Below are 26,295 nucleotides of genomic sequence, written 5' to 3'. Positions count from 1 at the left end.
AGAACAATGACACGGATTAACGTCCTACACCTTATCCAGCTTCTTCTCATGCGCCGTAACCTGTTGGCACAACTCGATCATCTGCTCGCGCATCCAGCGGTTGGCTGGGTCCTGGTCAGTGCTTTCGTGCCAGTAAAGATGAGTTTCCACCGGCGGAACTTCTTTAACCGGGAGGTTCACCGAGTACAAGTCATGTCGGCGAGCGAAGCGTTCCGGCACGGTCATGACCATGTCGGTCTGCTGCAACACCTGGGACGCCATCAGGTAATGCTGGGAGCGCAGGGCGATTTTGCGCTGGATGCCCATTTTGCCCAGGGCCAGATCGACATAACCCAGACCGCTGCGCCGGCTGGAGATATGGATGTGGGTCAGGGACAGATAATCGTCGAGGGTGAATTTCTCTTTGCCCGCCAACGGATGGCCCTTGCGCATGGCGCACACGTAACGGTCCTCCATCAACTTGACGTGACGCACTTGCGGATCGGTATTGAGTGGCGCATCCACCGCGAAATCGAGACGACCGGCGGCCAATTCCTTGGTGGTCTCGCGACGTTTGGACAGGAAACTTTCGATGATCACCGTCGGCGCCAGGCGTCGCAGGCGCTGGAACAGCGGCGGCAGGATCACCGCTTCAGTAAGGTCGGTCATGCTGATGCGGTAGGTCTTGACCGCCTGCAACGGGTTGAAAATGCGGCTTTCCTGCACCGACACCCGCAGCAAGGAGAGGGCGTTGCGCACGGGGCCGATGATGTTCTGCGCCATCGGCGTGGGCACCATGCCTTGGGCGGTGCGCACGAAAAGCGGATCGTTGAAGGTCTCGCGCAGGCGAGCCAGAGCGTTCGAGACCGCTGGTTGAGTAATGCCGACAATCTGCCCGGCGCGAGTCAGGTTGGCTTCGGTGTAGATCGCGTCGAAGACGATGAAAAGGTTGAGGTCGACCTTGCTCAGATTCATTGCGCTGCGCTCTCTGCTCTTGTTATAGGAAGGTGGCTCGATCAGTCGATCATATATCGGTGATGAATGTTAATACACGCCGAGAATAGGCTAGGTAAATTATCAACGCTGTTCTAGCATCGATTGCATGACCTGAACAACCTCCCTTTAGAAGGTAGCTGCCCATGGATTTCGCTTATTCGCCCAAAGTGCAAGAACTGCGTGAGCGCGTGACCGCGTTCATGGACACCTACGTTTATCCCGCTGAAGCGGTGTTCGAACGCCAGGTCGCCGAGGGCGATCGCTGGCAGCCGACAGCGATCATGGAAGAACTCAAACTCAAGGCCAAAGCTGAAGGCCTGTGGAATTTGTTTCTGCCTGAATCCGAACTCGGCGCCGGCCTGACCAACCTCGAATATGCGCCATTGGCGGAAATCATGGGCCGCTCGCTGCTGGGCCCTGAACCGTTCAACTGCTCCGCACCGGACACCGGCAACATGGAAGTGCTGGTGCGTTACGCCAATGAGGAACAGAAGCAACGCTGGCTCGAACCGCTGTTGCGCGGTGAGATCCGCTCGGCGTTCGCCATGACCGAACCGGACGTGGCTTCGTCCGACGCCACCAACATGGCCGCCCGCGCTGTGCGTGATGGTGACGAATGGGTGATCAACGGCAAAAAATGGTGGACCTCTGGCGCCTGCGATCCGCGTTGCAAGATTTTGATCTTCATGGGCCTGAGCAACCCGGATGCACCGCGCCATGCGCAGCACTCGATGATTCTGGTGCCGGTGGATACCCCAGGCGTGAAGATTGTGCGTCCGCTGCCGGTGTTCGGTTATGACGACGCGCCTCACGGTCACGCCGAAGTGCTGTTCGAAAACGTCCGGGTGCCGTACGAAAACGTCCTGTTGGGCGAAGGACGCGGCTTCGAAATTGCCCAAGGTCGCCTCGGCCCGGGCCGGATTCACCACTGCATGCGTTCGATCGGCATGGCCGAACGTGCGTTGGAGCTGATGTGCAAACGTGCGGTCAACCGCACCGCGTTCGGCAAACCCTTGGCGCGCCTGGGCGGTAACATCGACAAAATCGCCGACTCGCGGATGGAGATCGACATGGCGCGCCTGCTGACATTGAAAGCGGCGTACATGATGGACACCGTCGGCAACAAGGTGGCGAAGAGCGAAATCGCGCAGATCAAAGTCGTCGCGCCGAACGTGGCGTTGCGGGTGATCGATCGGGCGATCCAGATCCATGGCGGGGCAGGGGTTTCCAACGATTTCCCGCTGGCCTACATGTACGCCATGCAACGCACCCTGCGCCTGGCCGACGGCCCGGACGAAGTGCACCGCGCGGCGATCGGCAAATTTGAGATCGGCAAATATGTGCCTAAGGAAATGATGCGCAGCGGGCACTGACAGGCATCGCATCATCGTTCATCGCGGGCAAGCCCGCTCCCACAGTTGCAGTGGTGTTCACAGATTTTGTGTACGACACGGACATTGTGGGAGCGAGGCTTGCCCGCGATGGCGTCGGCCCATTCAGCCCATCAACACTGGATTCAATACACCCAAACCTCAACCCGCCGATTCTTGATCCGCCCCTCATCCCCGCTGTTGGTCGCCACCGGCATCTCGGCGCCGAAGCCGCGAATCTCGCGAAACACCACGCCGCTTTTCACCAGCTCTCGTCGTACCGCCATGGCCCGCAGTTTCGATAGCAGGTCAGCCCGCGCCGGGTCGTTCTTGGCGTCGCCAAACCCTACCAGCGTCACCTGCCGATTGGTTTTGTCGTGCTGCTTTATATAGTCGAGCACCCGCGACAGGTCCTGTCGGGCCTTGTTGTCCAGCGTCGCGCTGCCTTCTTCGAAACGAAAGTTCACCGTCAGCCGCTGGGCATGCCGGCTGAGTGCCTGATAACCCTCGGGCATCAACGCATTCGGCGTGACCGCCATGGCCTGAACCGTCTGCGCGATAAAACCATTGGCTGCGACGATCGCCTGGCCTTTGCTGCTTTGGGCAAATTTCACCAAGGCCTTGGCCCAGGGATTTTTCCCGGTCGGCGGCAGGTAAAAGAACAGCCGACGGGACAGCGGGTAATCTTCCGTCGCGATCAGGCTATTGAGCGGCAGCATGGCCTGGGAGTCTCCATCGACAATGGCTACTGCTTTGGCCTGGCGCACATAAGGCAACCCGATGAAACCGATGGCTTGCGGGTCCAGACTGACGGCGTCGGACAATTGCTCGCTGGATTCGAAGCGTTTCGCATTGCCGCTCAGGGTTTTCCCTCGCGGGCTGAGGACCAGTTCCTTGACCGTGTCGTAGGTGCCCGATTGATCATCCCGCGCATAGAGATGAATTGTCCCACCGGTGCCGCCGAGTTCTTCCCAGGTTTTTGCTTCGCCGCTGAAGATTCGCGCCAATTGTAGGGTGTTGAGTTGCTTCAGCGGATTGAGCGGATGAAGGATGATTGCCAGCCCGTCGATGGCGATGACTTGCTCGGCAATCGGGCTTTTCAGGTCGCCCAGCGGTTCGAGATCCAGCCGCTCGCTGTCCTTGATCGGGCGCGAGGAGGCCGCGAGATCGGCAGAGGCGATTTTCAGGGCTTTGAACCCGGTGCTGGAACCGTGGGCCGCGACCTCCACCTCGACTCGGCGTCCCTGAACGGTTTCGCCGACGATGCGTTGTTCGTTGGCTTTGTCCGGGGCTTCGCGATGAACCTTGAGCAGGCCCTGTTCACGCATCAACCCCTCGACCAGCGCCGGGCCCAATGCCGCGCCAATGGTGTTGGAGCCCTGGATGCGCAACACCGGGCCACGTTCGGGCGTCGGCAAATCGCCGGCCGACACCGGCAGCGGCAGCAGGGCGGCGAGCATCGACAGAAACAACACGCGCAGCGTCATGCCGGCACCTTATAAGCCTGGGAAAGTGCCGGGAGAATAAGTCAGTAAGGTTTCTGAACGATGACAGTGATCGTTCCCACGCTCTGCATGGGAACGATCAGCAAAACCGGATCAGCTCAACTCAAGCCAGATCGGCGCGTGGTCGGAGGGTTTTTCCATTGCGCGCAAATCGTAATCCACGCCGGCATCCTTCACTCGCGGCAACAACCCATGGGACGCCATGATCAAGTCAATCCGCAGCCCGCGCTTGGGCTCATCCTCAAAACCGCGACTACGGTAGTCGAACCAGCTGAAACGGTCGGCAACATCCGGGTTCAGGTGACGGAAACTGTCCACCAGGCCCCAGTTTTTCAGGCGGGCCATCCATTCGCGTTCTTCGGGCAGGAAGCTGCATTTACCGGTTTTCAGCCAGCGCTTCATGTTGTCCGGGCCGATGCCGATGTCGCAGTCTTCCGGGGAAATGTTCACATCGCCCATCACCACAATCGGCTGATCGTTGCTGAACTGGCTTTCCAGCAACTGCTGCAAATCGCTGTAGAAACGCTCCTTGGCCGGGAACTTGGTGGGGTGGTCGCGGCTTTCGCCCTGTGGGAAATAGCCGTTCATGATGGTCACCGGCACGCCATTGGCGTCGGCGAACGTGCCCCAGATGAAGCGCCGCTGGGCGTCCTCTTCGTCAGTGGTGAAACCTTTGTATAACGCAATCGGTTCCTGGCGCGAAAGCAGGGCCACGCCGTAGTGACTCTTTTGCCCGTGGTAATAAACGTGATAGCCCAGCGCCTGAACCTCGGCCAGGGGGAACTGGTCGTCGTGGACCTTGGTTTCCTGCAGGCCGATCACGTCCGGTTGATGCTTTTCAATCAGCGCCGCCAGCTGATGCGGGCGAGCGCGCAGCCCGTTGATGTTGAAGGAGACGATCTTCATGGTCGGCAGTCCTAGCAAAAATGCGATGCTAGCTGACATGTAGGAATGGGGCCAGCGTGGGGTGAGGGGATTCGTTGTGTCCTGTCAGAGATGTGTTGGCAGATCGGGTCTCTTCGCGGTCGATGAAGATCCTGGCTTGGTCTATACCTGTGTGGGGAACTGTGAAGCCACCCAAAGGCTCGTACCAATAAGAGCGCGGCCTTCTGAGCCGCGCCCAGGGGAGATCTACCGTTATGCCCGAAACCTCGACCGCCATTGCCGATATTCACATGCTCGACAGCGGCTATTCCCGCGAAGCACGCTCCTTGTTGTATCAGGCGTACCGGCACGAACCGACGTTTGGCTACCTGTTCGAAGCCGAACGCCCCGGTTATGAACAACGAGTAAGGGCGACGGTGCGCGAACTGGTCAAACAACACTTTCTTCAGGATTTGCCAGCCATCGGCCTGCTGGTGAATGACCGTTTGATCGGCATCGCCCTGATCGCACCGCCGCAACGCCGCCTGGGCATCACCGAAAGCTGGGCCTGGCGCCTGCGGATGGTGCTCAGCACCGGTTTTCGTTGCACCCGACGCTACCTCGATTACCACGCCGCCGTGATGGCGTGCGTGCCGTCCGACTCGGTGCATGTTTTGCCATTACTGGGGGTTCATCCGCAATTCCAGGGCAAGCATTTCGGTGAACAATTGCTGCAAGCGGTCCATAACTGGTGCGCGGTCGATGAGCACTCACAGGGTGTGATCCTCGACACCGGGAATCCTCGTTATCTGGAGTTCTATAAGCGTCAGGGCTACGAGGAAATCGGCGAAGTGGCGGTAGGACCGATTCTTGAACACGTGTTTTTCCATGCCAACCCGCAGGTGTTACAAACGGCAACGGCATAACAGTAGAACTTTCGCGGCAGGTCAGGCTCTATCAGGCCCCCAGGCTCGTGATAGCATCCGCGCTATGAAGTTTTCCGGAAGATTTACCAGTGGCGTGCTGATGCTGATCTCCAGCTGCGCGGCGCTGGCGCAAAGTGAATTGGATGTGCGGATCAAACCGTCCAACGATGAACTCAAGGCCAATATAGAGGGCTATATCGGTAGCCTCGGCGATCGCGATGAAGAAGCCTTGCTGCGCTTCAGTCGCGGCGCTGAAGAACAGGCGCGCAAGGCCGCCCAGGCCTTGGGTTATTACCAGCCGCAAATCGACAGCGACGTGAAGGGCGGCAAGACGCCGCGTCTGGTACTGAACATCGAGCCCGGCGAGCCGATCCATTTGCGCAATGTCACGGTGCGCATCGAAGGCCCGGCGGCCTCGTTCAAATCCTTCCGTGTACCCCAAAGCGATCTACTGAAACCCGGCGCGGTGCTCAACCATGGCCGTTACGAGGACGCCAAGCGGTTGATCCAGAACCAGGCCTCGCGCTACGGCTTTTTCAGTGGGCGCTTCACCCGCCAGAAACTCTTGGTGGACCCGCGTGCCGGCGTCGCCGATATCGAATTGATCTACGACAGCGGTCCGCGTTATGCGCTGGGTAAAGTCAGTTTTGAAGGTGACACGCCATTCGACGAAGACCTGCTGCAACGCATGGTGCCGTTCAAGGCCGGTACACCCTATGACTCTGAACTGATCGCCGAACTCAATCAGGCGCTGCAATCGAGCGGTTATTTCGAGGGCGTGCGCGTGGACGCAGCGCCGACCGCATCCAGGGACGATGTGATTCCGGTGGCGGTCAAACTGGAAACCCGCAAGCCACGGACCATGGGGTTGGGTCTGGGTTTTTCCACCGACGTCGGTCCACGGGTCAAGGCCAACTGGACCCGCCATTGGGTTAATCCTCAGGGGCACAGCTATGGCTGGGAGGCCGAGATTTCGGCGCCACGGCAGAACGTCGGGCTGTTTTACGACGTTCCGCTGGACCCTCCATTGACCGACAAACTGCGCTTTGCCGGTGGTTATCAATATGAAGAAATCGCTGGCACCGATACCCTCAGCAAACTGCTGACCCTCGGCCCCGAGTGGCACAGCAAGTTGCCCAGCGGCTGGCAGCGGGTGGTGTCGCTCAAGTGGCAACGCGAGGAATACAAACTCGGTGACGATTCGGGGCTCAGCACCTTACTGATGCCCGGCGTGAGTTATTCGTACCTGAAAAGCGATAACCGCATCGACCCGCACAACGGCTATCGCCTGCAATTCGAAACCAAAGTCGCCAAGGAAGGATTGGGTTCGGACACCAATCTGGTCTACGGCACTGCGCTGGTCAAAGGCCTGACCACGGTCTTCGACAAACACCGCTTGCTCGGTCGGGTGCAGGTCGGCGGCAGCGCCACCAACGGCTATAAATCGGTGCCGCCGTCCTTGCGCTTCTTCGCCGGTGGCGATCAGAGCGTGCGCGGTTACGATTACCAGAGCCTGTCCCCGGAAAACTCCGATGGCGACCGTATCGGTGGCCGCTATATGGTGGCCGGCAGCGTCGAGTATCAATACTCCGTCGCCGAAAAATGGCGGGTCGCAACCTTCATCGACCAAGGCAACTCCTTCAACACACTCGAATTGCCGAACCTGAAGACCGGTGTCGGTATCGGCGTCCGTTGGGTTTCGCCGGTGGGGCCGATTCGCCTCGACCTGGCCCACGCGATGGACGATGACGGCGGCATTCGATTGCACTTTTCCATGGGGCCTGAGCTGTGAAGCGTGGTTTGAAAATAACGCTGCTGGCGATTCCGGCACTGCTGATGCTGATCGTGCTGACGCTGGTCACCGTGCTGGGCACTCCGACGGGCAGTCGCTGGGCGCTCTTGTTCGTGCCGGGTTTGACTGTGGAGAATTTCCAGGGCCGTCTGGGTGGGCAGTGGAGCGCCGATCATCTGGTGTGGCAGCAGGACAGCAGCCGGGTTGAGCTGAACGAAGCGATTTTTGCCTGGTCGCCGCTGTGTCTGATGCGCATGACGTTGTGCATCGAGCAACTGCAGGCCGAGCAGGTCAGCCTGCAATTCCCACCGGGCGTGGAAGAGCAAAGCAGTGGGCCGATCAGTCTGCCGGACTTGAAATTGCCGCTGGCCATCGAATTGGGCGACGTCAAAATCGGCCGTCTGCTGTTCAACGGCAGTGAAGAACTCAAGGGGCTGCAACTGGCAGCGCACTGGACTGAGAAGGGTTTGCAGGTCGACTCGGTGCATTTGCAGCGTGATGAACTGAGCTTGAACCTGTCCGGCCTGTTACAGCCGAGCGGCCATTGGCCGCTGACCGCTGAAGGCAAACTGACCTTGCCGGCGCCAGGCACCGAGCCTTGGACGCTGGCCCTGAAGGTCGACGGCGATTTGCTGAAAACCCTGAACCTGAAAGCCGACAGCAGCGGCTACTTGAACGGCCAACTCACTGGCGAGCTGCAACCGCTGGTGGAAAACCTGCCAGCCAAAGTGCGCATCACCGCTGACGGCTTCAAGGCCAGCGCTGATCTACCGGACACCCTGCAACTCAATCAACTGGAACTCACCGGCGACGGCGACCTGAAAAACGGCTACCAGTTGCTCGGTAAAGCCACGTTGCCTGCCGAGCAAGGTCCGGTGGCGTTGTTGCTGCAAGGCAAGGTCGACGCCAAGGGCGCGCAGATCGCCGGCCTTGATCTGACGGCCAATGACAAACAAAGCCTCAAGCTCACCGGGCAAATGGACTGGAGTAAAGGCCTGAGCGCTGATGCAAAAATCGACTGGCTGGATTTCCCGTGGCACCGTCTCTATCCGCTGATCGACGAGCCGCAAGTGGCGCTGCGCAGCTTCAACGGTGAAGTCTCCTACACCGACGGCAACTACATCGGCAACTTCAAAGCCGCACTGGATGGCCCGGCCGGGGCGTTCAGCCTGAACAGCCCGCTCAGCGGCGACCTGACGAAAATCCATCTGCCGCAATTCAAGCTCGAAGCCGGGCAGGGCAAGGCCGAAGGGCATTTGAACCTGCAGTTTGCCGATGGTATCGCCTGGGATACGGCGCTGGACCTCTCGGCAATCAACCCGGCGTACTGGCTCGCGGAGTTGCCTGGCACATTGGCCGGTCCCTTGCGCAGCAAAGGCGAGATGAAGAATGAAAAACTCAGCCTGACCGCCGACCTGGACTTGAAAGGCAAGCTGCGCGGGCAACCGGCCATATTGCAAGCCAAGGCCGATGGCGGCGGCGAGCAATGGAACCTCAGCGCGTTGCAGATTCGCCTCGGTGACAACAGCATCAATGGCCAAGGTAGCCTGCAACAGAAACTCGCCGGCCGGATCGACATCAAGATGCCGCGTCTGGCCCAGCTCTGGCCGCAACTGCGCGGTCAGCTCAATGGTCGGGTCGACGTCTCCGGCACGCTCAAGGCGCCACAAGGCAAACTCGGCCTGCAAGGCACGCAACTGGCCTTCGAAGACAATCGCCTGCAAAGCCTCAACCTGGATGCCACGCTCGACAGCGCCCAGCGGGCGAAGATCGACCTCAAGGGTAGCGGCATTCAGACCGGCGACACGTCACTGGGCACATTGACCGCCAGCGGTCAGGGCGACATCAAAAACCAGAAACTCGCACTCGACCTGCAAGGACCGAAGCTGAAACTGGCGCTCGGTCTCGACGGCACGCTGGACAAAGGCAATTGGCGCGGGCGTCTGGCCAGTGGCGATATCCAGGCTGGGGGTCAGGACTGGAAACTGCAAAATCCGGCGAAGCTCGAGCGACTGGCGGACGGCAAAATCAACTTCGGCGCCCATTGCTGGATGTCCGGCCCGGCCAGCCTGTGCGGCGAAGACCAGCGCTTGATGCCCGAGCCGAAGCTGCGTTATCACCTCAAGCAGTTCCCCATCGACAGCCTCGCGCAATGGTTGCCAAAGGATTTTGCCTGGAAGGGCAAGCTCAATGCCGACCTGCAACTGGACTTGCCGGCCAGCGGCCCGAACGGCCAGATCAGCATCGACGCCAGCGGCGGCACGTTGCGTATGCGCGAGAAGGAGCAATGGCTGGATTTCCCGTACCAGACCCTGAAACTTACCAGCAAACTCACGCCGAAACGCATCGACACCGACCTCAATTTTGTCGGCGGCAAACTCGGTGAGCTGATGGTTCAGGCGCAGATCAATCCGCTACCGAAGAACAAACCGCTGACCGGTTCATTCCGCCTCAGTGGTCTGGACTTGTCGGTGGCGCGGCCGTTTGTGCCGATGGTCGAGAAACTCACCGGGCATTTGAGCGGCAGCGGCACATTGTCCGGCGGACTGCTGGCGCCGCTGGTCAACGGCAACCTTGAGCTGCGCGACGGTGAAATCTCCGGGCCTGAACTGCCGATGGCGCTCGAAGCCTTGCAACTTCAAGCCGTGATTGCCGGCGAAACCGTGCAACTGAACGGCGGCTGGAAAAGCGGCAAGACCGGGCAGGGCAACCTCAATGGCAACATCGCCTGGGGCCAGGCACTGGTGGTGGATCTGACGCTCAAGGGCTCGCAATTGCCGGTCACCGTCGAACCCTACGCCGCGCTGGAAGTCGCGCCGGACCTGAAAATCTCCATGAAGGACGACAAACTGGCGATCGTCGGCAAGGTGCTGGTGCCCAAGGGCGAGATCATCGTGCGCGAGCTGCCGCCATCCACAGTCAAGGTCTCCGATGACACGGTGATCGTCGGTCAGCAGACCGAAGAAGGCAAACCGCCAATGGCCCTGGCGATGGACATCGATGTGGTGGTTGGGCAGGACAAACTCAGCTTTGCCGGCTTCGGCCTGACCGCCAACCTGCAAGGTCAGGTGCACATCGGCGACAACATGGACACCCGTGGCGAGCTGTGGCTCAACGACGGGCGTTATCGCGCCTACGGCCAGCGACTGACGGTGCGCCGGGCGCGCCTGCTGTTTGCCGGCCCCATCGATCAGCCGTACCTCGACATTGAAGCGATTCGCCAGACCGACGACGTGATCGCCGGCATTCGCCTGAGTGGCAGTGCCGAGCAGCCGACCACGCAGATCTTTTCCGAACCGGCGATGAGTCAGGAGCAGGCGTTGTCCTATCTGGTGCTGGGGCGTCCGCTGAGCACCACCGGTGAAGACAACAACATGCTCGCCCAGGCCGCTCTCGGCTTGGGTTTGATGGGCAGTTCGGGGGTGACCAGCGGCTTGGCCAAGGACTTGGGGATCCAGGACTTCCAGCTCGACACCCAAGGCAGCGGCGCCAACACCGCCGTGGTGGCCAGCGGCAACATCTCGGAAAAACTCAGCCTGCGTTATGGCGTCGGGGTGTTCGAGCCGGCCAACACCATCGCCTTGCGCTACAAACTGAGCAAAAAGGTCTACCTCGAAGCCGCCAGCGGCGTGGCCAGTTCGCTGGACATCTTCTACAAGCGGGATTTCTAGACCCGCGTTTTCTTTCAGATACCGCGTCGCCCCCAATCGCGGGCAAGCCCGCTCCCACAAGGATCTCGCTGAACCTGTGGGAGCGGGCTTGCCCGCGATGGCGTCAGAACATTCACCACAGAATCCATCGCCATTTATCAATCAAATACAAAGCAACCTAACTATTGCGTTGACATTCGCTGCCTAGGCAGTAACATCTCGACATACATTCACTGCCTAGGCAGCTAATTGGTGGTCAGATGAAACATTTCTCCTCATACGATTTCCATAATTGCCATCTCGGCCTCCTGCTCGGGCGCGCCGCGCTGCTCAAGGACCGGATCATCGACACGCACATGGAACCCCACGGCATCACCGCCGCGCAGTTCAAAGTGCTGATCATCATGGCCCAGTTCGGCGTCGATACCCCGGCCGAGCTATGCCGTCACCTGTCGCTGGACAGCGGTTCGATGACCCGCATGCTCGATCGTCTGGAACAGAAAGGTTTCCTCGCCCGCCAACGCTCCGAGGCAGACCGCCGTCAGGTGCAACTGGTGCTGACCGAACAAGGCCAACAGTTGACCGACCAGTTGCCGCAGATCGGCGCCGACGCCATGAATGAACTGGCCGGCGCCATCACCCCGGAAGAATTGAAAACCCTGGAACAGATCCTGAAGAAAATTCTGGTAGCGGCGGGTGACTCGATCACCCTGCTGCGGGTAGGTGGCAATGAACAGTAAACGCCTGCGTACCGGCTTGAGCCTGGTGCTGCTGGCCATGAGCCTCGCCGGTTGCGCCAGTTACAGCGGCCTGACCACCGAAGGCGTCAGCCTCGATGCGAAAAATCTCAAGGCCGGGCAATCCCTCACCGGCGTGACCCTGTCGCCTGCGGCGTGGCCGAAAAGCGACTGGTGGAAAAGCCTCGGTGACCCGCAACTCGACGGCCTGATCCGCGAAGCCCTGCACGACAGCCCTGACATGCAAATCGCCGACGCCCGCGCCCATCAAGCCAGCGCCGCCGCGTATGCCGCCGATGCCGCGCGGATGCCGACCCTCGATGCCAGCGCCGGCGTCAGCCGTTCGCGTCTGGCTCGTGATCAGGACCCGAGCGGGCAGGGCGGGACGTACTCCACCGTGCGTAATCTCGGTGCCAGTTTCAATTACAACTTCGACCTTTGGGGCGGTCAGCGCGATGCCTGGGAAGCCGCATTGGGCCAGGCCCGTGCCGCCGAAGTCGATCAGCAAGCCGCGCAGCTGACCTTGTCCGCCGACGTCGCCCGCGCCTACAGCGATCTGGGGCAGGCGCACATCATCCATGACCTGGCCAGCGAAGACCTCAAGCGCACCCAACAAATGCTCGACCTCAGCCAGCGTCGACTGAGCTCGGGGATCGACAGTCAGTACCAGTTCCAGCAGACCGAAAGCCTGGAAGCCAGCGCCGAAGCCAGCCTGATCGACGCCGAGAAACGCCTGCAAAGCGCGAAAATCGCCTTGGCAGTGTTGCTGGGTAAAGGCCCGGATCGCGGCAACGAAATCGCCCGACCGAAAGTTCTACAGGCCAGCGCCGTGGCTTTACCGTCGGTGCTGCCGGCGGAATTGCTCGGTCGTCGTCCGGACCTGGTGGCGGCACGCTGGCGGGTTGAAGCCGCGAGCAAAAACATCGCGGCGGGCAAGACTCAGTTCTACCCCAACCTCAACCTGAGCGCGGCGGCGGGTGTGGAGTCGTTGCTGGGCGATGCGATGTTTGGTTCGGCGAGTCGCTTCTTCAATGTCGCCCCAACGATCTCGGTGCCGATTTTCGACGGCGGCCGCCTGCGGGCTGACCTCGATTCTCGCGATGCCGATTACGACCTCGCGGTGGCGCAGTACAACAAAAGCCTGGTGAAAGCCTTGGGCGATGTCAGCGACACCATCAACCAGCTGCGCGATATCGGCCGGCAAATCGGCGCCCAGCAGCACGCCACCGACATTGCTCAGGATTCTTACAACACCGTGGTCCAGCGCTACGGTTCCGGCATCGGTAATTACCTGGACGTGCTCAGCATCGAGCAGCAATTACTCCAGGCCCAGCGTCAGCTGGCCAACCTGAATGCCGAGCAGATCGACCTGTCGGTTCAACTGATGCAAGCGCTGGGCGGCGGCTTCCAGGGCGAAACCCTGACCGCTGCCAACGCAACCCCAGCCACGCAGCACAACTAATTCAAGGTACTCGTCATGGCCACTGTCGATACATCCCAAGCTCCTGACAACGCTCAAGACGCGAGCAATCCACGCAAACGCAAAGTGATGCTGTTTGTACTGACGATAGTGGTGATCCTCGCCGGACTCGGCGTCTGGGGTTATCACCAATTTTACGGTCGCTGGAATGAAAGCACCGACGACGCCTATGTGAACGGCAACGTGGTGGAAATCACTCCGCTGGTCACCGGCACCGTGGTCAGTATTGGCGCCGACGATGGCGATCTGGTCCACGAAGGCCAGGTGCTGGTCAACTTCGACCCGAACGACGCCGAAGTCGGTCTGCAAAGTGCCCAGGCCAATCTGGCCCGCACCGTGCGCCAGGTGCGCGGTTTATACAGCAACGTCGACGGCATGAAAGCCCAGGTCAATGCGCAGCAGGCCGAAGTGCAAAAGGCTCAGGACAACTTCAATCGCCGGAAAAACCTCGCTGCTGGCGGGGCGATTTCCCAGGAAGAGCTGTCTCACGCGCGCGATGACCTGACCTCGGCGCAAAACGCCCTGGCCAACGCCAAACAACAGCTCATGACCACCAGCGCGCTGGTGGATGACACCGTGGTGTCGTCGCACCCGGACGTGATGTCCGCCGCCGCGCAACTGCGCCAGGCGTACCTCACTCATGCCCGCAGCACCTTGATTGCACCGGTCACCGGTTATGTCGCCAAACGCAGCGTACAACTGGGCCAGCGGGTCCAGCCGGGCACCGCGCTGATGGCGGTGATCCCGCTGGATCAGCTGTGGATCGACGCCAACTTCAAGGAAACCCAACTGCGTGACATGCGCATCGGTCAGCCGGTGGACATCGAGGCCGACCTCTACGGCAGCGACGTCAAATACAGCGGCACCATCGACAGCCTCGGCGCCGGGACCGGCAGCGCGTTCGCCTTGCTGCCGGCACAGAACGCCACCGGTAACTGGATCAAGATCGTTCAGCGGGTGCCGGTGCGGATTCACATCAACGCCGAAGAGTTGGCCAAGCACCCGTTGCGGGTCGGCCTGTCGACTCAGGTCGATGTGAGCCTGCGTGACCAGAGTGGTCCGGTGCTGGCACAACAGCCGCCGCAAAAGGCGTCGTTCAGCACCGGTATCTACGACCGTCAATTGGCCGAGGCCGACGCGATGATCACCCAGTTGATCCACGACAACAGCGCCGCGGTCAGTAAAACCGCGCACCGCTGATTCGCCATCACACCGACCCTGTGGGAGCGAGCTGCGTCAGTAACAGGCGCTGTGCCAATCAGGTTTCAAAGGATTCGCGATGAGCAATAACGCCTCTTTCACGCCGCCCAGCCTGCTGCTCAGCACCATCGGCCTGTCGCTGGCGACCTTCATGCAGGTGCTCGACACCACCATCGCCAACGTGGCCTTGCCGACGATTTCCGGCAACCTTGGGGTGAGTTCGGAGCAGGGCACCTGGGTCATCACCTCGTTTGCCGTGAGCAACGCCATCGCGCTGCCGCTGACCGGTTGGCTAAGTCGGCGTTTCGGTGAGGTGAAGCTGTTTCTTTGGGCGACCATACTGTTCGTGCTGGCTTCGTTTCTGTGCGGTATCTCGACTTCGATGCCGGAGCTGATTGGCTTTCGGGTGCTTCAAGGCCTGGTGGCCGGGCCGTTGTACCCGATGACCCAGACGCTATTGATTGCGGTCTATCCGCCCGCCAGGCGCGGCATGGCCCTGGCGTTGCTGGCGATGGTCACGGTGGTGGCGCCGATTGCCGGCCCGATCCTCGGCGGCTGGATTACTGACAGCTACAGCTGGCCGTGGATTTTCTTCATCAACGTACCGATCGGGGTTTTCGCGGTGATGGTCGTGCGCCAGCAACTCAAGGCGCGGCCGGTGGTGACCAGTTACCAGCCGATGGATTACGTGGGGTTGATCACCTTGATTATTGGCGTCGGGGCGTTGCAGGTGATCCTCGACAAGGGCAATGACCTGGACTGGTTCGAGTCGAACTTCATCATCATTGGCGCAGCTATTTCAGTGATTGCGCTGGCGGTGTTCGTGATCTGGGAAATGACCGACAAACACCCGGTGGTCAACCTGCGGCTGTTCGCTTACCGCAACTTCCGCATCGGCACCATCGTGCTGGTGGGCGGTTATGCCGGGTTCTTCGGCATCAACCTGATCCTGCCACAATGGCTGCAAACCCAGATGGGCTACACCGCCACCTGGGCCGGATTGGCGGTGGCGCCGATCGGTATTTTGCCGGTGCTGCTGTCGCCGTTTGTCGGCAAGTACGCGCACAGGTTCGACCTGCGACTGCTGGCCGGTGGCGCGTTCCTGTGCATCGGTTTGAGTTGCTTCATGCGCGCCGGGTTTACCAACGAAGTGGACTTCCAGCACATCGCTTTGGTGCAGCTGTTCATGGGCATCGGCGTGGCGCTGTTCTTCATGCCGACCTTGAGCATTTTGATGTCGGATTTGCCGCCGAGCCAGATTGCCGACGGCGCAGGGCTTGCGACCTTCCTGCGGACCCTGGGCGGTAGTTTTGCTGCATCGTTGACCACCTGGATCTGGATCCGCCGCGCCGATCAGCACCATGCGTATTTGAGTGAAAGCATCACCACCTATGAGCCGGCGACCCGGGAGGCGTTGAACTCACTGGGCGGGGCGGGTAACCCGGCCTACGCGCAGCTGGATCATGTGCTGACCAGCCAGGCGTACATGCTCTCCACCGTGGATTACTTCACGTTGCTGGGGTGGGCGTTCATGGGGTTGATTCTGCTGGTGTGGCTGGCGAAACCGCCGTTTGCGGCGAAGGCGGGGCCTGCAGCAGCCGGTCATTGAGTCAACACAGTCCCTGTGGGAGCGGGCTTGCCCGCGATGACGGTGTATCAGTCAACAAAGTTGTTGAATGTGATTCCGCTATCGCGGGCAAGCCCGCTCCCACAGGTTCTTTTGTTCGGCAGTTAGTTCGCGGGTGCTGCCAATTGTGGGGGCGGGGTGAAATCAAATGGCGCCAACGCAAACCCTTGCTCATCCACCTGCAGCGCCCAGCCCTGACGGTCCCAATCCCCCAACACAATGCGTTTGGCCGCCTGCTCGCCAATCTGCAACTTGTGGATGGCGGGGCGATGGGTATGGCCATGGATCAAGGTTTTCACGCCATAGTGCTGCATGATTCGCGGCACTTCTTCCGGCGTGACATCGACAATCTCATTGGCCTTCATCCGCGTCTGTGCACGGCTTTCACTTCGCAGCTTGCGCCCCAGTTTGTGGCGAGTGCGCAAGGGCAGGTGCCGCAGGATGAACAGGGTGATCGGGTTGCGCAAATAACGACGCAGCTTCATGTACGCTTCGTCGCGAGTGCAGAGGCTGTCGCCGTGCATCAATAGCACCGGCTCGCCGTAGAACTGCACGACACTCGGGTCCTTCAGCAACGTGCAGCCGGCCTGTTTGCAGAAAGCCTGGCCCAGCATGAAGTCGCGATTGCCGTGCATCAGAAAAATGGCCGTGCCGCTGTCGCTTAAGTTCCGCAGGGCCTGGCAGATGGAACGCTGGAAGGCTGTCATGGCATCGTCGCCAATCCACGCCTCGAAAAAGTCGCCCAGAATGTACAACGCACTCGCCGAGCGGGCGCGTCCGGCGAGCAAATCCAGAAACGCCCGGGTAATGTCCGGGCGCTCCTCTTCCAGATGCAAGTCTGAAATCAGCAGTATCACTCAATGATCTCGGCTTTCTCGATGATCACGTCTTCTGCGGGTACGTCCTGGTGACCGGCCTTGGAGGTGGTGGCCACGCCTTTGATCTTGTCGACCACGTCGGTGCCTTCAACCACTTCACCGAATACGGCATAGCCCCAGCCCTGAACGGTCTTGGCGCTGTGGTTCAGGAAGCTGTTGTCAGCCACGTTGATGAAGAATTGCGCGGATGCCGAATGCGGCTCCATGGTGCGGGCCATGGCAACGCTGTACTTCTTGTTCGGCAGGCCGTTGTCGGCTTCGTTCTGGATGCTTGGGCGCTTGTCTTTCTTTTCTTTCATGCCTGGCTCGAAACCGCCGCCCTGGATCATGAAGTTACCAATGACGCGGTGGAAAACGGTGTTTTCGTAGTGACCGGCCTTGACGTATTCGATGAAGTTGGCAACGGTCAGCGGCGCCTTTTCAGCGTTCAGTTTCAGGACGATGTCGCCGAAGTTGGTAGACAGTTTGACTTGAGTCATGATCAGTACTCTTTATAGAAATTCGTGGGTTCGGGGCGCTTTGGCTCTCAACCGGTCTGGCCAGTGTCGGCCAAGGCAGGCAGTTTAGCGTGCCGGGCGCGAATTTCGAGGCTGTTTTTTATCGCCGGCCGATTAAATGCAACCGATTGCCGGCCTGCTCTGTCAGCCACTTGACAGCATCGGCTATGATAAGCCCCTTTGATTTATAACAGCCGCTTCGATTTGGCCAACTGGCCGCGCACTTGTACGTTCAAGGATCCTATGAGCAAGCCCACTGTCGACCCTACCTCGAATTCCAAGACCGGCCCTGCCGTGCCGGTCAATTTCCTGCGCCCGATCATCCAGGCGGACCTGGACTCGGGTAAGCACACGCAGATCGTTACTCGTTTCCCGCCCGAGCCCAACGGCTACCTGCACATCGGTCACGCCAAGTCGATCTGTGTGAACTTCGGCCTGGCCCAGGAGTTCGGCGGCGTCACGCACCTGCGTTTCGACGACACCAACCCGGCCAAGGAAGACCAGGAATACATCGACGCGATCGAAAGCGACGTCAAATGGCTGGGCTTCGAATGGTCCGGTGAAGTGCGCTATGCCTCGCAGTATTTCGACCAGTTGCACGACTGGGCGGTAGAGCTGATCAAGGCCGGCAAGGCCTACGTCGACGACCTGACCCCTGAACAAGCCAAGGAATACCGTGGCAGCCTGACCGAACCGGGCAAGAACAGCCCGTTCCGTGAGCGCTCCGTGGAAGAAAACCTCGACTGGTTCGCCCGCATGCGCGCCGGCGAATTCCCGGACGGCGCACGCGTGCTGCGGGCCAAGATCGACATGGCCTCGCCGAACATGAACCTGCGCGACCCGATCATGTATCGCATCCGTCACGCGCATCACCACCAGACCGGCGACAAGTGGTGCATTTACCCGAACTACGACTTCACCCACGGTCAGTCGGACGCCATCGAAGGCATCACCCACTCGATCTGCACCCTGGAATTCGAAAGCCATCGTCCGCTGTACGACTGGTTCCTCGACAACCTGCCAGTGCCGGCGCACCCGCGTCAGTACGAGTTCAGCCGCCTGAACCTGAACTACACCATCACCAGCAAGCGCAAGCTCAAGCAACTGGTCGATGAAAAGCACGTGAATGGCTGGGACGATCCGCGCATGTCCACGCTGTCGGGCTTCCGCCGCCGTGGCTACACACCGAAATCGATCCGCAACTTCTGCGAAATGATCGGCACCAACCGTTCCGACGGCGTAGTCGACTTCGGCATGCTCGAATTCAGCATCCGTGACGACCTCGACCACAGCGCCCCACGCGCCATGTGCGTGTTGCGTCCGCTGAAAGTCGTGATCACCAACTACCCGGAAGGTCAGGTCGAAAACCTCGAACTGGCGTGCCACCCGAAAGAAGACATGGGCGTGCGCGTATTGCCGTTTGCCCGTGAGCTCTACATCGACCGTGAAGATTTCATGGAAGAGCCGCCGAAAGGCTACAAGCGCCTGGAGCCGAACGGCGAAGTGCGTCTGCGCGGCAGCTATGTGATCCGTGCCGACGAAGCGATCAAGGACGCCGATGGCAACATCGTCGAACTGCGTTGCTCCTACGATCCGGATACCCTGGGCAAGAACCCTGAAGGCCGCAAGGTCAAAGGCGTGGTGCACTGGGTGCCGGCCGCGGCCAGCGTCGAATGCGAAGTGCGTCTGTACGATCGTCTGTTCCGTTCTCCGAACCCGGAGAAGGCCGAGGACAGCGCCAGTTTCCTGGACAACATCAACCCTGACTCACTGCAAGTCCTCACCGGTTGTCGTGCTGAACCCTCGTTGGGCAATGCACAGCCGGAAGACCGTTTCCAGTTCGAGCGCGAAGGTTACTTCGTTGCGGATATCAAGGACTCGAAACCAGGTCAGCCGGTATTCAACCGTACCGTGACCCTGCGTGATTCGTGGGGCCAGTGATTTAGCGTCAAGGAACTAACGTGCTTACGATCTACAACACGCTCACCAAGAGCAAAGAAGTCTTCAAGCCGCTGGATGGCAACAAAGTGCGCATGTACGTGTGCGGGATGACCGTATACGACTACTGCCACCTGGGCCACGGCCGCAGCATGGTCGCGTTCGACCTGGTGACCCGCTGGTTGCGGTTCAGCGGTTACGACCTGACCTACGTGCGCAACATCACCGACATCGACGACAAGATCATCAATCGCGCCCGTGAAAACGGCGAGTCATTCGAAGCGCTGACCGAGCGCATGATCGCGGCGATGCACGAAGACGAGTCGCGCCTGAACATCCTCAAGCCCGACATGGAACCGCGCGCCACCGGCCACATCGCCGGCATGCACGCGATGATCCAGACCCTGATCGACAAGGGCTACGCCTACGCACCGGGCAATGGCGACGTGTACTACCGCGTCGCCAAGTTCATGGGCTACGGCAAGCTGTCTCGCAAGAAAATCGAAGACCTGCGCATCGGCGCACGGATCGAAGTCGACGAGTCCAAGCAGGACCCGCTGGATTTCGTGCTGTGGAAAGGCGCCAAGCCGGGCGAGCCGAGCTGGCCATCGCCGTGGGGCGACGGTCGTCCGGGTTGGCACATCGAATGCTCGGTGATGTCGACCTGCTGCCTCGGCGAGACCTTCGACATTCATGGCGGCGGCAGCGACCTCGAGTTCCCGCACCATGAAAACGAAATCGCCCAGAGCGAAGCGGCCACCGGCAAGACCTACGCCAACACGTGGATGCATTGCGGCATGATTCGCATCAATGGCGAGAAGATGTCCAAGTCCTTGAACAACTTCTTCACCATTCGCGACGTGCTGGAAAAGTACCACCCGGAAGTCGTGCGTTACCTGCTGGTGTCCAGCCACTACCGCAGCGCGATCAACTATTCGGAAGACAACCTCAAGGACGCCAAAGGCGCACTCGAGCGTTTCTACCATGCGTTGAAAGGCCTGCCGAACGTGGCACCGGCGGGTGGCGAAGCCTTTGTCGAGCGTTTCACTCAGGTGATGAACGACGACTTCGGCACCCCGGAAGCCTGTGCGGTGCTGTTCGAGATGGTTCGCGAGATCAACCGTCTGCGCGAGAGTGATCTCGATGCGGCGGCCGGTCTGGCGGCTCGTTTGAAAGAATTGGCGAGTGTGCTGGGGGTGTTGCAGCTTGAGGCCGATGACTTCCTGCAGGCCGGTGCCGAAGGGCGGGTTGATGCGGCGCAAGTCGATGCACTGATCCAGGCTCGTTTGACGGCTCGTGCCAATAAGGACTGGGCCGAATCCGACCGCATCCGCGACCAGCTCACCGCCATGGGCGTGGTGCTGGAAGACGGCAAGGGCGGGACGACCTGGCGTCTAGCTGACTGATGATCGTTCCCACGCTCCGCGTGGGAATGCCTCAACGGACGCTCCGAGTTCGGCTCTTGGGACGCAGAGCGTCCCGGGCTGCATTCCCACGCGGAGCGTGGGAATGATCAGTCGCCTGACTGACGCAATCGCTTGTAAAGGGTATTGCGACTAACCCCCAACCGCCGCGCCAGGTGCGAAATATTCCCCCCAGCCGCCTGCAACTGCCGATTCAATGCCTCGGCATCATTCAAATCAACCGCTATCGGCTCCGGCGAATCCACCGGCTCCATCTCCAGATCGACAAAAAAATCATCCGGCAAATGCTCCGGCCGCACGGGTTGTTCCTCGGCCATGGCCAACGCCACCTGCATCACACTGCTCACCTGGCGCAAATTCCCCGGCCACGGATGACGACTGAACAGCTCCATCACTTCGGGGCTCAACCCGGCCCACTGCGACGGTTCGCGATGCTGTTCCCACAAGCGCTTGAACAGTGCTTGTTTATCGCTGCGTTCCCGTAGTGGCGGCAGTTCCAGGGTCAAACCACCAATGCGGTAATACAAATCCTCACGAAACCGCCCCAGCTGAACCTGTTCGCGCAACGAGCGGTTGGTCGCCGAAATAATCCGAATGTCCACCGGGAACAGCTCGCTGCTGCCCACCGGTTGCACGCAACGCTCCTGCAATACCCGCAACAGTCGGGCCTGGGTCGGCAGCGGCATGTCGCCGATTTCATCGAGGAACAGGGTGCCTTTGTCGGCCTTGCGGATCAGCCCGATGCTGCCTTTCTGATTGGCGCCGGTGAATGCGCCTTTCTCGTAGCCAAACAGCTCGGATTCCACCAGTTCGGCGGGGATCGCTGCACAATTGACGGCAATGAACGGCTGTTTGCTGCGTGAACTGGCCTGGTGCAGGGCTTTGACGAAGACTTCCTTGCCGACCCCGGTTTCCCCGTGGATCAACAGCGGAATGTCTTTTTCCAGCAAGCGCTCGGCCTGGCGCACGGCTTTTTCCACGCGGCTGTCGCCAAAATGCAGGGTATTGAGGCTGATGGCGGCAGGCGTCGCCACGGTGGGTTCGGCGCTCTTGGGTTCAGAAAACAGTCGAGCATGAATCGGCGCCTGTTTCGGCCGTTTCAACAGGCATTGAAAACGGTTGCGCCCCGAGGCTTGCAGGGCAAACGGCAGGCCGTCCGGCTGGTTCAGCAACTCCAGCAATGAGACTTTGAACAAGCTTTCGACGCTGACCCGCGACAGGCTGATGCCCAGCAAGTTGTCGGCCCGGCGATTGGCCGACAGCACCTGACCGGTTTCGTCGAAGATCAGCAACCCGGCCCATTGGCTGTCGAGGTTATTCAGCCCGGTGTTGAAAGTCAGTTGGAAATGCTGGCCATGGAACAGGTTGAGGATCAGCCGGTTTTCCACAGTCTGGCTCATCATCTTGACCATGCCCAAGGTGTGCGACGGCGGCAGGTAGCTGTCGCTGGACACATCCAGTACCGCGATCACCTTGCGCTCGGCATCGAAAATCGGTGCGGCGGAGCCGGTCATGAAGCGGTTGGCCTTGAGAAAGTGTTCGTCATGCTCGATGTGCACGGCCTGCTCGCAGGCCAACGCAGTACCGATGGCGTTGGTCCCGCTGCAACGCTCCATCCAGCTGGCGCCGGCGCTGAAACCGCGAGTCAGGCTCGGCTCGATGAAACGCTGGGTACCCCAGGACGTCAGCACCTGGCCCTGATTATCGGCAAGCATGATCAGGCAATTGGAGTTGCTGAGGATGTTCTCGTAATACGGCAGAACTTCCTGATGGGTGGTCTGCACCAGTGAGTGCTGGCTCTCCAGCAACTGGGCGATGCCATCGGCCGGCAGCTGATCGAACGCCGGCGCGCTCTGATGATCGAGCCCGAACGCGCGGCAGCGGGACCAGGAGTCCTGGATGATGGCGTCGTGGGAGAGCGGCGGGGCAGGTGCGGCCATGGCAGTCGATCTCTGAGCATTATTATTTTTGTTATGAGTAACACGATTCATGTAGCAGCTGGCGAAGCCTGCGTTCGGCGACGTAGTCGTCGTGAATCAGGCGTCGCGGTTGTATCAGGACGACCCACGCAAACAAGTCTTACGACGACTGCGTCGCCGAACGCAGGCTTCGCCAGCTGCTACACAGAATGTGGGGGATTCGAGTAATCGTCTTGCTAAAGCATCCGTAGAGTGTTGTTCACTATTGTTCATTGTCAACCGCCGGATTGTTCAGTTGTTCAGGCGTGGTTGTTCATTTCTGTTCAGCAACGAACGCTGTTTTTATCTCATTTGAAAGAATTTCAAGCCAGATCAACCGCTTGGAATTTCTGGCACGAATGTCGCTGTAGTGCTCCGGTCGCTTGACTCCAATAATAAAAAGGCCGAGCCATGTCACTAATCCTGGAGCACGTCAGCCGCACCGTCGAGGGCCAGACCTGGATCGACGATGCGTGCCTTAACTTCGAACCCGGATCGTTCAATGTTTTGCTCGGTCGCACGCTGTCCGGCAAAACCAGCCTCATGCGCCTGATGGCAGGTTTGGACAAGCCCGACAGCGGCCGCATCCTGATGAACGGCGTCGACGTCACCCAGCGCCCGGTGCGTTTGCGCAATGTATCGATGGTTTATCAGCAGTTCATCAATTACCCGACCATGACGGTGTTCGAGAACATCGCTTCGCCGCTGCGTCAGTCCGGTGTTTCCAATGAGCTGATTCAGAGCAAAGTGCTGGAAACCGCGAAGATGCTGCGCATCGAGAAATTCCTCCAGCGTTATCCTTTGGAGCTCTCGGGCGGTCAGCAACAACGCACAGCCATGGCCCGGGCGCTGGTCAAGGATGCCGAGCTGATTCTGTTCGATGAACCACTGGTCAACCTCGACTACAAGCTGCGCGAAGAACTGCGCCAGGAAATGCGCGAGCTGTTCAAGGCCCGGCACACCATCGCGATTTATGCCACTACGGAGCCCAACGAAGCCCTGGCACTGGGCGGCACCACCACGATTCTTCACGAAGGCCGGGTGATTCAGAGCGGCAAGTCCTCTGAGGTCTATCACCAGCCGCAAACCGTGCTGGCGGCGGAGCTGTTCTCCGAGCCGCCGATCAACCTGATGCCGGGGCGCATCGCCGGCAACGAAGTCAGTTTCGCCAATTTTGTGCACTTTCCGTTGAACGTCGATCTGCGACCGGTGGGCGAGGGGGAGTTCCGTTTTGGCGTGCGCCCCAGCCATATCTCGCTGGTGCCGAGCAACGACGACGATCTGGAACTGGCGGTAACCGTCGAGGTGGCCGAGATCAGCGGTTCGGAAACCTTCCTGCACGTGCGCAACGAGTATTTCCTGTTGGTGCTGCACTTGCCGGGGGTGCACGAATACGACGTCGACGCGCCGATTCGCATCTATATCCCGACCCATAAACTGTTTGTGTTCGATATGCAGGGGCGGCTGGTTCAGGCGCCTGGTCGCCGCATTGCGAGGGTTGCCTGATGGCCGAAATCCGTTTGCAGAACCTTGCCCACAGCTACACCCCGACGCCGACCGGACCTGAGGATTACGCGATCCGCGAGATGGACCACGTCTGGGAGCAGGGCGGTGCGTATGCGTTGCTCGGGCCTTCGGGGTGCGGCAAGTCGACCTTGCTCAACATCATTTCCGGGTTGCTCAGCCCGTCTCAGGGCCAGGTGCTGTTCGACAGTAAAGTGGTCAACGAACTGACCCCGGAAAAGCGCAACATCGCCCAGGTTTTCCAGTTTCCGGTGGTCTACGACACCATGACGGTGTTCGATAACCTGGCCTTTCCATTGCGCAATCAGGGTATGGACGAGGCGAAAATTCACACCAAGGTGCACGAAATCGCGGAAGTCCTCGACCTCCAGGCATTGCTGTCCAAGAAGGCGCGCAACCTCACCGCCGATGAAAAACAGAAAGTCTCCATGGGTCGTGGGCTGGTGCGCGATGACGTGTCGGCGATCCTCTTCGATGAGCCACTGACGGTGATCGACCCGCACCTGAAGTGGAAGCTGCGGCGCAAGCTCAAGCAGATCCACGAGCAGTTCAACATCACCATGGTCTACGTCACCCACGATCAGCTCGAAGCTTCGACCTTCGCTGACAAGATCGCGGTGATGTATGGCGGGCAGATCGTGCAGTTCGGTACGCCGCGGGAATTGTTCGAGCGACCGAGCCACACCTTTGTCGGTTATTTCATCGGCAGTCCGGGGATGAACCTGATCGAGGTCCAGCCGCAAGCCGGTGGTGTCGGTTTTGCCGGGACTCACTTGCCGTTGTCTGACGCGATGCAGAAACGAATCGCCGAGTCCGAATGGAAAACCCTGAAAGTCGGCATCCGTCCGGAGTTCATTCACGTGTGGGACGAGCCCTTTGATGACGCGATGCAGGCACAGGTCGTACACGTCGAAGACCTTGGCACTTACAAGATCATGACCCTGAACCTCGACGGTGCGCCGCTCAAAGTACGCCTGGCCGAAGACAAACCGGTACCCGAAGGCACGGCGTACATCAGTTTTCCGGCGCAATGGCTGATGGTCTATGCCGATGATTACCTGCTGGAGGTGCTGCCATGAGCAAGGTGCAGAACAACAAGGCCTGGTGGCTGGTGTTACCGGTGTTCCTGCTGGTGGCATTCAGTGCGGTGATCCCGATGATGACCGTGGTCAACTACTCGGTGCAGGACATTTTCGACCAGTCCAGCCGCTACTTTGTCGGCGCCGACTGGTACAAGCAGGTGCTGCTCGACCCACGGTTGCATGACTCGTTGCTGCGCCAGTTCATCTACTCCGGCTGCGTGTTGCTGATCGAAATCCCGTTGGGCATCGCCATCGCCCTGACCATGCCGATCAAGGGCCGTTGGTCGTCGCTGGTGCTGATTATTCTGGCGATTCCGCTGCTGATCCCGTGGAACGTGGTCGGCACCATCTGGCAGATTTTCGGCCGGGCCGACATCGGGTTGCTCGGTTCGAGCCTCAATGCCATGGGCATCAACTACAACTATGCGTCCAACACCATGGACGCCTGGGTCACGGTGTTGGTGATGGACGTGTGGCACTGGACGTCGCTGGTGGCGCTGTTGTGTTTCTCCGGGCTACGGGCAATTCCGGACGTGTATTACCAGGCGGCGCGGATTGATCGGGCGTCGGCCTGGGCGGTTTTCCGACACATCCAGTTGCCCAAGCTCAAGAGCGTGCTGCTGATCGCGGTGATGCTGCGGTTCATGGACAGCTTCATGATCTACACCGAGCCGTTCGTTCTGACGGGGGGCGGCCCGGGCAATGCCACGACCTTCTTGAGTCAGACCTTGACCCAAATGGCCATCGGGCAATTCGACCTCGGTCCGGCGGCGGCTTTCTCGCTGGTGTACTTCCTGATCATCCTGTTGGTGTCGTGGCTGTTCTACACCGCCATGACTCACTCTGACGCCAATCGGTGAGGCCCGCC

At 59.9% G+C, this 26,295-nt stretch carries 19 protein-coding genes; 13 read left to right on the top strand and 6 right to left on the bottom strand.

Annotation, left to right across the window (positions count from 1 at the left end):
• Window positions 1–24: 24 nt before the first annotated feature.
• Complete coding sequence (locus PSH97_RS18575; RefSeq protein WP_008068246.1) at window positions 25–954, bottom strand: LysR family transcriptional regulator; 930 nt, start codon at window positions 952–954, stop codon at window positions 25–27.
• A gap of 164 nt (window positions 955–1,118) precedes the next feature.
• Between PSH97_RS18575 and PSH97_RS18570 the strand changes: the two genes are divergently transcribed.
• On the top strand, window positions 1,119–2,348 hold the full coding sequence (locus PSH97_RS18570; protein ID WP_008014296.1) for an acyl-CoA dehydrogenase: 1,230 nt from the start codon (window positions 1,119–1,121) through the stop codon (window positions 2,346–2,348).
• Between the two features lie 143 nt (window positions 2,349–2,491).
• Here PSH97_RS18570 and PSH97_RS18565 read toward each other — a convergent pair whose 3' ends face one another.
• Entirely contained in the window at window positions 2,492–3,832 is a 1,341-nt protein-coding gene (locus tag PSH97_RS18565; RefSeq protein ID WP_305446176.1) for a phosphate ABC transporter substrate-binding/OmpA family protein, read from the bottom strand.
• 111 nt (window positions 3,833–3,943) lie between these two features.
• Window positions 3,944–4,756 carry an exodeoxyribonuclease III gene (gene xthA, locus PSH97_RS18560; protein WP_305446175.1) on the bottom strand — a complete coding sequence of 271 codons (813 nt, stop codon included), beginning with the start codon at window positions 4,754–4,756 and terminating at the stop codon, window positions 3,944–3,946.
• Between the two features lie 233 nt (window positions 4,757–4,989).
• Between xthA and PSH97_RS18555 the strand changes: the two genes are divergently transcribed.
• From PSH97_RS18555 to PSH97_RS18525, 7 genes are all read left to right on the top strand, one after another.
• On the top strand, window positions 4,990–5,640 hold the full coding sequence (locus PSH97_RS18555; RefSeq protein WP_123496620.1) for a GNAT family N-acetyltransferase: 651 nt from the start codon (window positions 4,990–4,992) through the stop codon (window positions 5,638–5,640).
• Between the two features lie 64 nt (window positions 5,641–5,704).
• Window positions 5,705–7,432 carry an autotransporter assembly complex protein TamA gene (locus tag PSH97_RS18550; protein ID WP_305446174.1) on the top strand — a complete coding sequence of 576 codons (1,728 nt, stop codon included), beginning with the start codon at window positions 5,705–5,707 and terminating at the stop codon, window positions 7,430–7,432.
• Complete coding sequence (locus tag PSH97_RS18545) at window positions 7,429–11,103, top strand: translocation/assembly module TamB domain-containing protein (protein WP_305446173.1); 3,675 nt, start codon at window positions 7,429–7,431, stop codon at window positions 11,101–11,103. Before PSH97_RS18550 ends, PSH97_RS18545 begins: the two co-directional genes overlap by 4 nt.
• A gap of 239 nt (window positions 11,104–11,342) precedes the next feature.
• Window positions 11,343–11,822, top strand: a complete 480-nt coding sequence (locus tag PSH97_RS18540) for a MarR family winged helix-turn-helix transcriptional regulator (protein WP_038982469.1) — start codon at window positions 11,343–11,345, stop codon at window positions 11,820–11,822.
• On the top strand, window positions 11,812–13,281 hold the full coding sequence (locus tag PSH97_RS18535; protein ID WP_305446172.1) for an efflux transporter outer membrane subunit: 1,470 nt from the start codon (window positions 11,812–11,814) through the stop codon (window positions 13,279–13,281). The genes PSH97_RS18540 and PSH97_RS18535 overlap by 11 nt, the downstream gene beginning before the upstream one ends.
• A 15-nt stretch (window positions 13,282–13,296) precedes the next feature.
• Window positions 13,297–14,499 carry an HlyD family secretion protein gene (locus PSH97_RS18530; protein ID WP_305446171.1) on the top strand — a complete coding sequence of 401 codons (1,203 nt, stop codon included), beginning with the start codon at window positions 13,297–13,299 and terminating at the stop codon, window positions 14,497–14,499.
• Window positions 14,500–14,578: 79 nt separating this feature from the next.
• Entirely contained in the window at window positions 14,579–16,108 is a 1,530-nt protein-coding gene (locus tag PSH97_RS18525; protein ID WP_305446170.1) for a DHA2 family efflux MFS transporter permease subunit, read from the top strand.
• A 122-nt stretch (window positions 16,109–16,230) separates the two neighbouring features.
• Here the strand turns inward: PSH97_RS18525 and lpxH are convergent, their stop codons facing one another.
• Window positions 16,231–16,983, bottom strand: a complete 753-nt coding sequence (gene lpxH, locus PSH97_RS18520; RefSeq protein ID WP_305446169.1) for a UDP-2,3-diacylglucosamine diphosphatase — start codon at window positions 16,981–16,983, stop codon at window positions 16,231–16,233.
• Window positions 16,980–17,483, bottom strand: coding sequence for a peptidylprolyl isomerase (locus tag PSH97_RS18515; RefSeq protein WP_305446168.1), 504 nt, complete (start codon window positions 17,481–17,483; stop codon window positions 16,980–16,982). Before PSH97_RS18515 ends, lpxH begins: the two co-directional genes overlap by 4 nt.
• Before the next feature lie 261 nt (window positions 17,484–17,744).
• Between PSH97_RS18515 and PSH97_RS18510 the strand changes: the two genes are divergently transcribed.
• A complete protein-coding gene (locus PSH97_RS18510) occupies window positions 17,745–19,442 on the top strand; it encodes a glutamine--tRNA ligase/YqeY domain fusion protein (RefSeq protein ID WP_305446167.1) in 1,698 nt (565 codons plus the stop codon).
• A gap of 20 nt (window positions 19,443–19,462) precedes the next feature.
• Window positions 19,463–20,845 (top strand): cysteine--tRNA ligase, encoded by a 1,383-nt coding sequence (cysS, locus tag PSH97_RS18505; RefSeq protein WP_305446166.1) that lies wholly within the window; start codon window positions 19,463–19,465, stop codon window positions 20,843–20,845.
• A 107-nt stretch (window positions 20,846–20,952) separates the two neighbouring features.
• Here cysS and PSH97_RS18500 read toward each other — a convergent pair whose 3' ends face one another.
• Window positions 20,953–22,803 carry a sigma-54-dependent Fis family transcriptional regulator gene (locus tag PSH97_RS18500; protein ID WP_305446164.1) on the bottom strand — a complete coding sequence of 617 codons (1,851 nt, stop codon included), beginning with the start codon at window positions 22,801–22,803 and terminating at the stop codon, window positions 20,953–20,955.
• Between the two features lie 429 nt (window positions 22,804–23,232).
• On the opposite strand from PSH97_RS18500, the gene PSH97_RS18495 reads away from it, so the two are divergent.
• The 3 genes from PSH97_RS18495 to PSH97_RS18485 are packed head-to-tail and all read left to right on the top strand — an operon-like array spanning window position 23,233 to window position 26,287.
• Complete coding sequence (locus PSH97_RS18495; protein WP_030130905.1) at window positions 23,233–24,327, top strand: ABC transporter ATP-binding protein; 1,095 nt, start codon at window positions 23,233–23,235, stop codon at window positions 24,325–24,327.
• Window positions 24,327–25,424, top strand: coding sequence for an ABC transporter ATP-binding protein (locus PSH97_RS18490; RefSeq protein ID WP_305446162.1), 1,098 nt, complete (start codon window positions 24,327–24,329; stop codon window positions 25,422–25,424). Before PSH97_RS18495 ends, PSH97_RS18490 begins: the two co-directional genes overlap by 1 nt.
• Window positions 25,421–26,287 carry a carbohydrate ABC transporter permease gene (locus tag PSH97_RS18485; RefSeq protein ID WP_305446161.1) on the top strand — a complete coding sequence of 289 codons (867 nt, stop codon included), beginning with the start codon at window positions 25,421–25,423 and terminating at the stop codon, window positions 26,285–26,287. The genes PSH97_RS18490 and PSH97_RS18485 overlap by 4 nt, the downstream gene beginning before the upstream one ends.
• Window positions 26,288–26,295 lie beyond the last annotated feature (8 nt).

The organism is Pseudomonas cucumis (genome assembly GCF_030687935.1).
Taxonomy (GTDB): Bacteria; Pseudomonadota; Gammaproteobacteria; order Pseudomonadales; family Pseudomonadaceae; genus Aquipseudomonas; species Aquipseudomonas cucumis.
Note: the sequence above shows the minus strand (reverse complement) of the source record. Positions and strands in the feature narration are given on the sequence as shown.

Excerpts from the sequence above, each read along its gene's own strand:
- PSH97_RS18575 (WP_008068246.1), bottom strand. The coding sequence starts at position 954 with ATGAATCTGAGCAAGGTCGACCTCAACCTTTTCATCGTCTTCGACGCG.
- PSH97_RS18570 (WP_008014296.1), top strand. The coding sequence starts at position 1,119 with ATGGATTTCGCTTATTCGCCCAAAGTGCAAGAACTGCGTGAGCGCGTG.
- PSH97_RS18565 (WP_305446176.1), bottom strand. The coding sequence starts at position 3,832 with ATGACGCTGCGCGTGTTGTTTCTGTCGATGCTCGCCGCCCTGCTGCCG.
- xthA (WP_305446175.1), bottom strand. The coding sequence starts at position 4,756 with ATGAAGATCGTCTCCTTCAACATCAACGGGCTGCGCGCTCGCCCGCAT.
- PSH97_RS18555 (WP_123496620.1), top strand. The coding sequence starts at position 4,990 with ATGCCCGAAACCTCGACCGCCATTGCCGATATTCACATGCTCGACAGC.
- PSH97_RS18550 (WP_305446174.1), top strand. The coding sequence starts at position 5,705 with ATGAAGTTTTCCGGAAGATTTACCAGTGGCGTGCTGATGCTGATCTCC.
- PSH97_RS18540 (WP_038982469.1), top strand. The coding sequence starts at position 11,343 with ATGAAACATTTCTCCTCATACGATTTCCATAATTGCCATCTCGGCCTC.
- PSH97_RS18535 (WP_305446172.1), top strand. The coding sequence starts at position 11,812 with ATGAACAGTAAACGCCTGCGTACCGGCTTGAGCCTGGTGCTGCTGGCC.
- PSH97_RS18530 (WP_305446171.1), top strand. The coding sequence starts at position 13,297 with ATGGCCACTGTCGATACATCCCAAGCTCCTGACAACGCTCAAGACGCG.
- PSH97_RS18525 (WP_305446170.1), top strand. The coding sequence starts at position 14,579 with ATGAGCAATAACGCCTCTTTCACGCCGCCCAGCCTGCTGCTCAGCACC.
- PSH97_RS18515 (WP_305446168.1), bottom strand. The coding sequence starts at position 17,483 with ATGACTCAAGTCAAACTGTCTACCAACTTCGGCGACATCGTCCTGAAA.
- PSH97_RS18510 (WP_305446167.1), top strand. The coding sequence starts at position 17,745 with ATGAGCAAGCCCACTGTCGACCCTACCTCGAATTCCAAGACCGGCCCT.
- PSH97_RS18500 (WP_305446164.1), bottom strand. The coding sequence starts at position 22,803 with ATGGCCGCACCTGCCCCGCCGCTCTCCCACGACGCCATCATCCAGGAC.
- PSH97_RS18495 (WP_030130905.1), top strand. The coding sequence starts at position 23,233 with ATGTCACTAATCCTGGAGCACGTCAGCCGCACCGTCGAGGGCCAGACC.
- PSH97_RS18490 (WP_305446162.1), top strand. The coding sequence starts at position 24,327 with ATGGCCGAAATCCGTTTGCAGAACCTTGCCCACAGCTACACCCCGACG.
- PSH97_RS18485 (WP_305446161.1), top strand. The coding sequence starts at position 25,421 with ATGAGCAAGGTGCAGAACAACAAGGCCTGGTGGCTGGTGTTACCGGTG.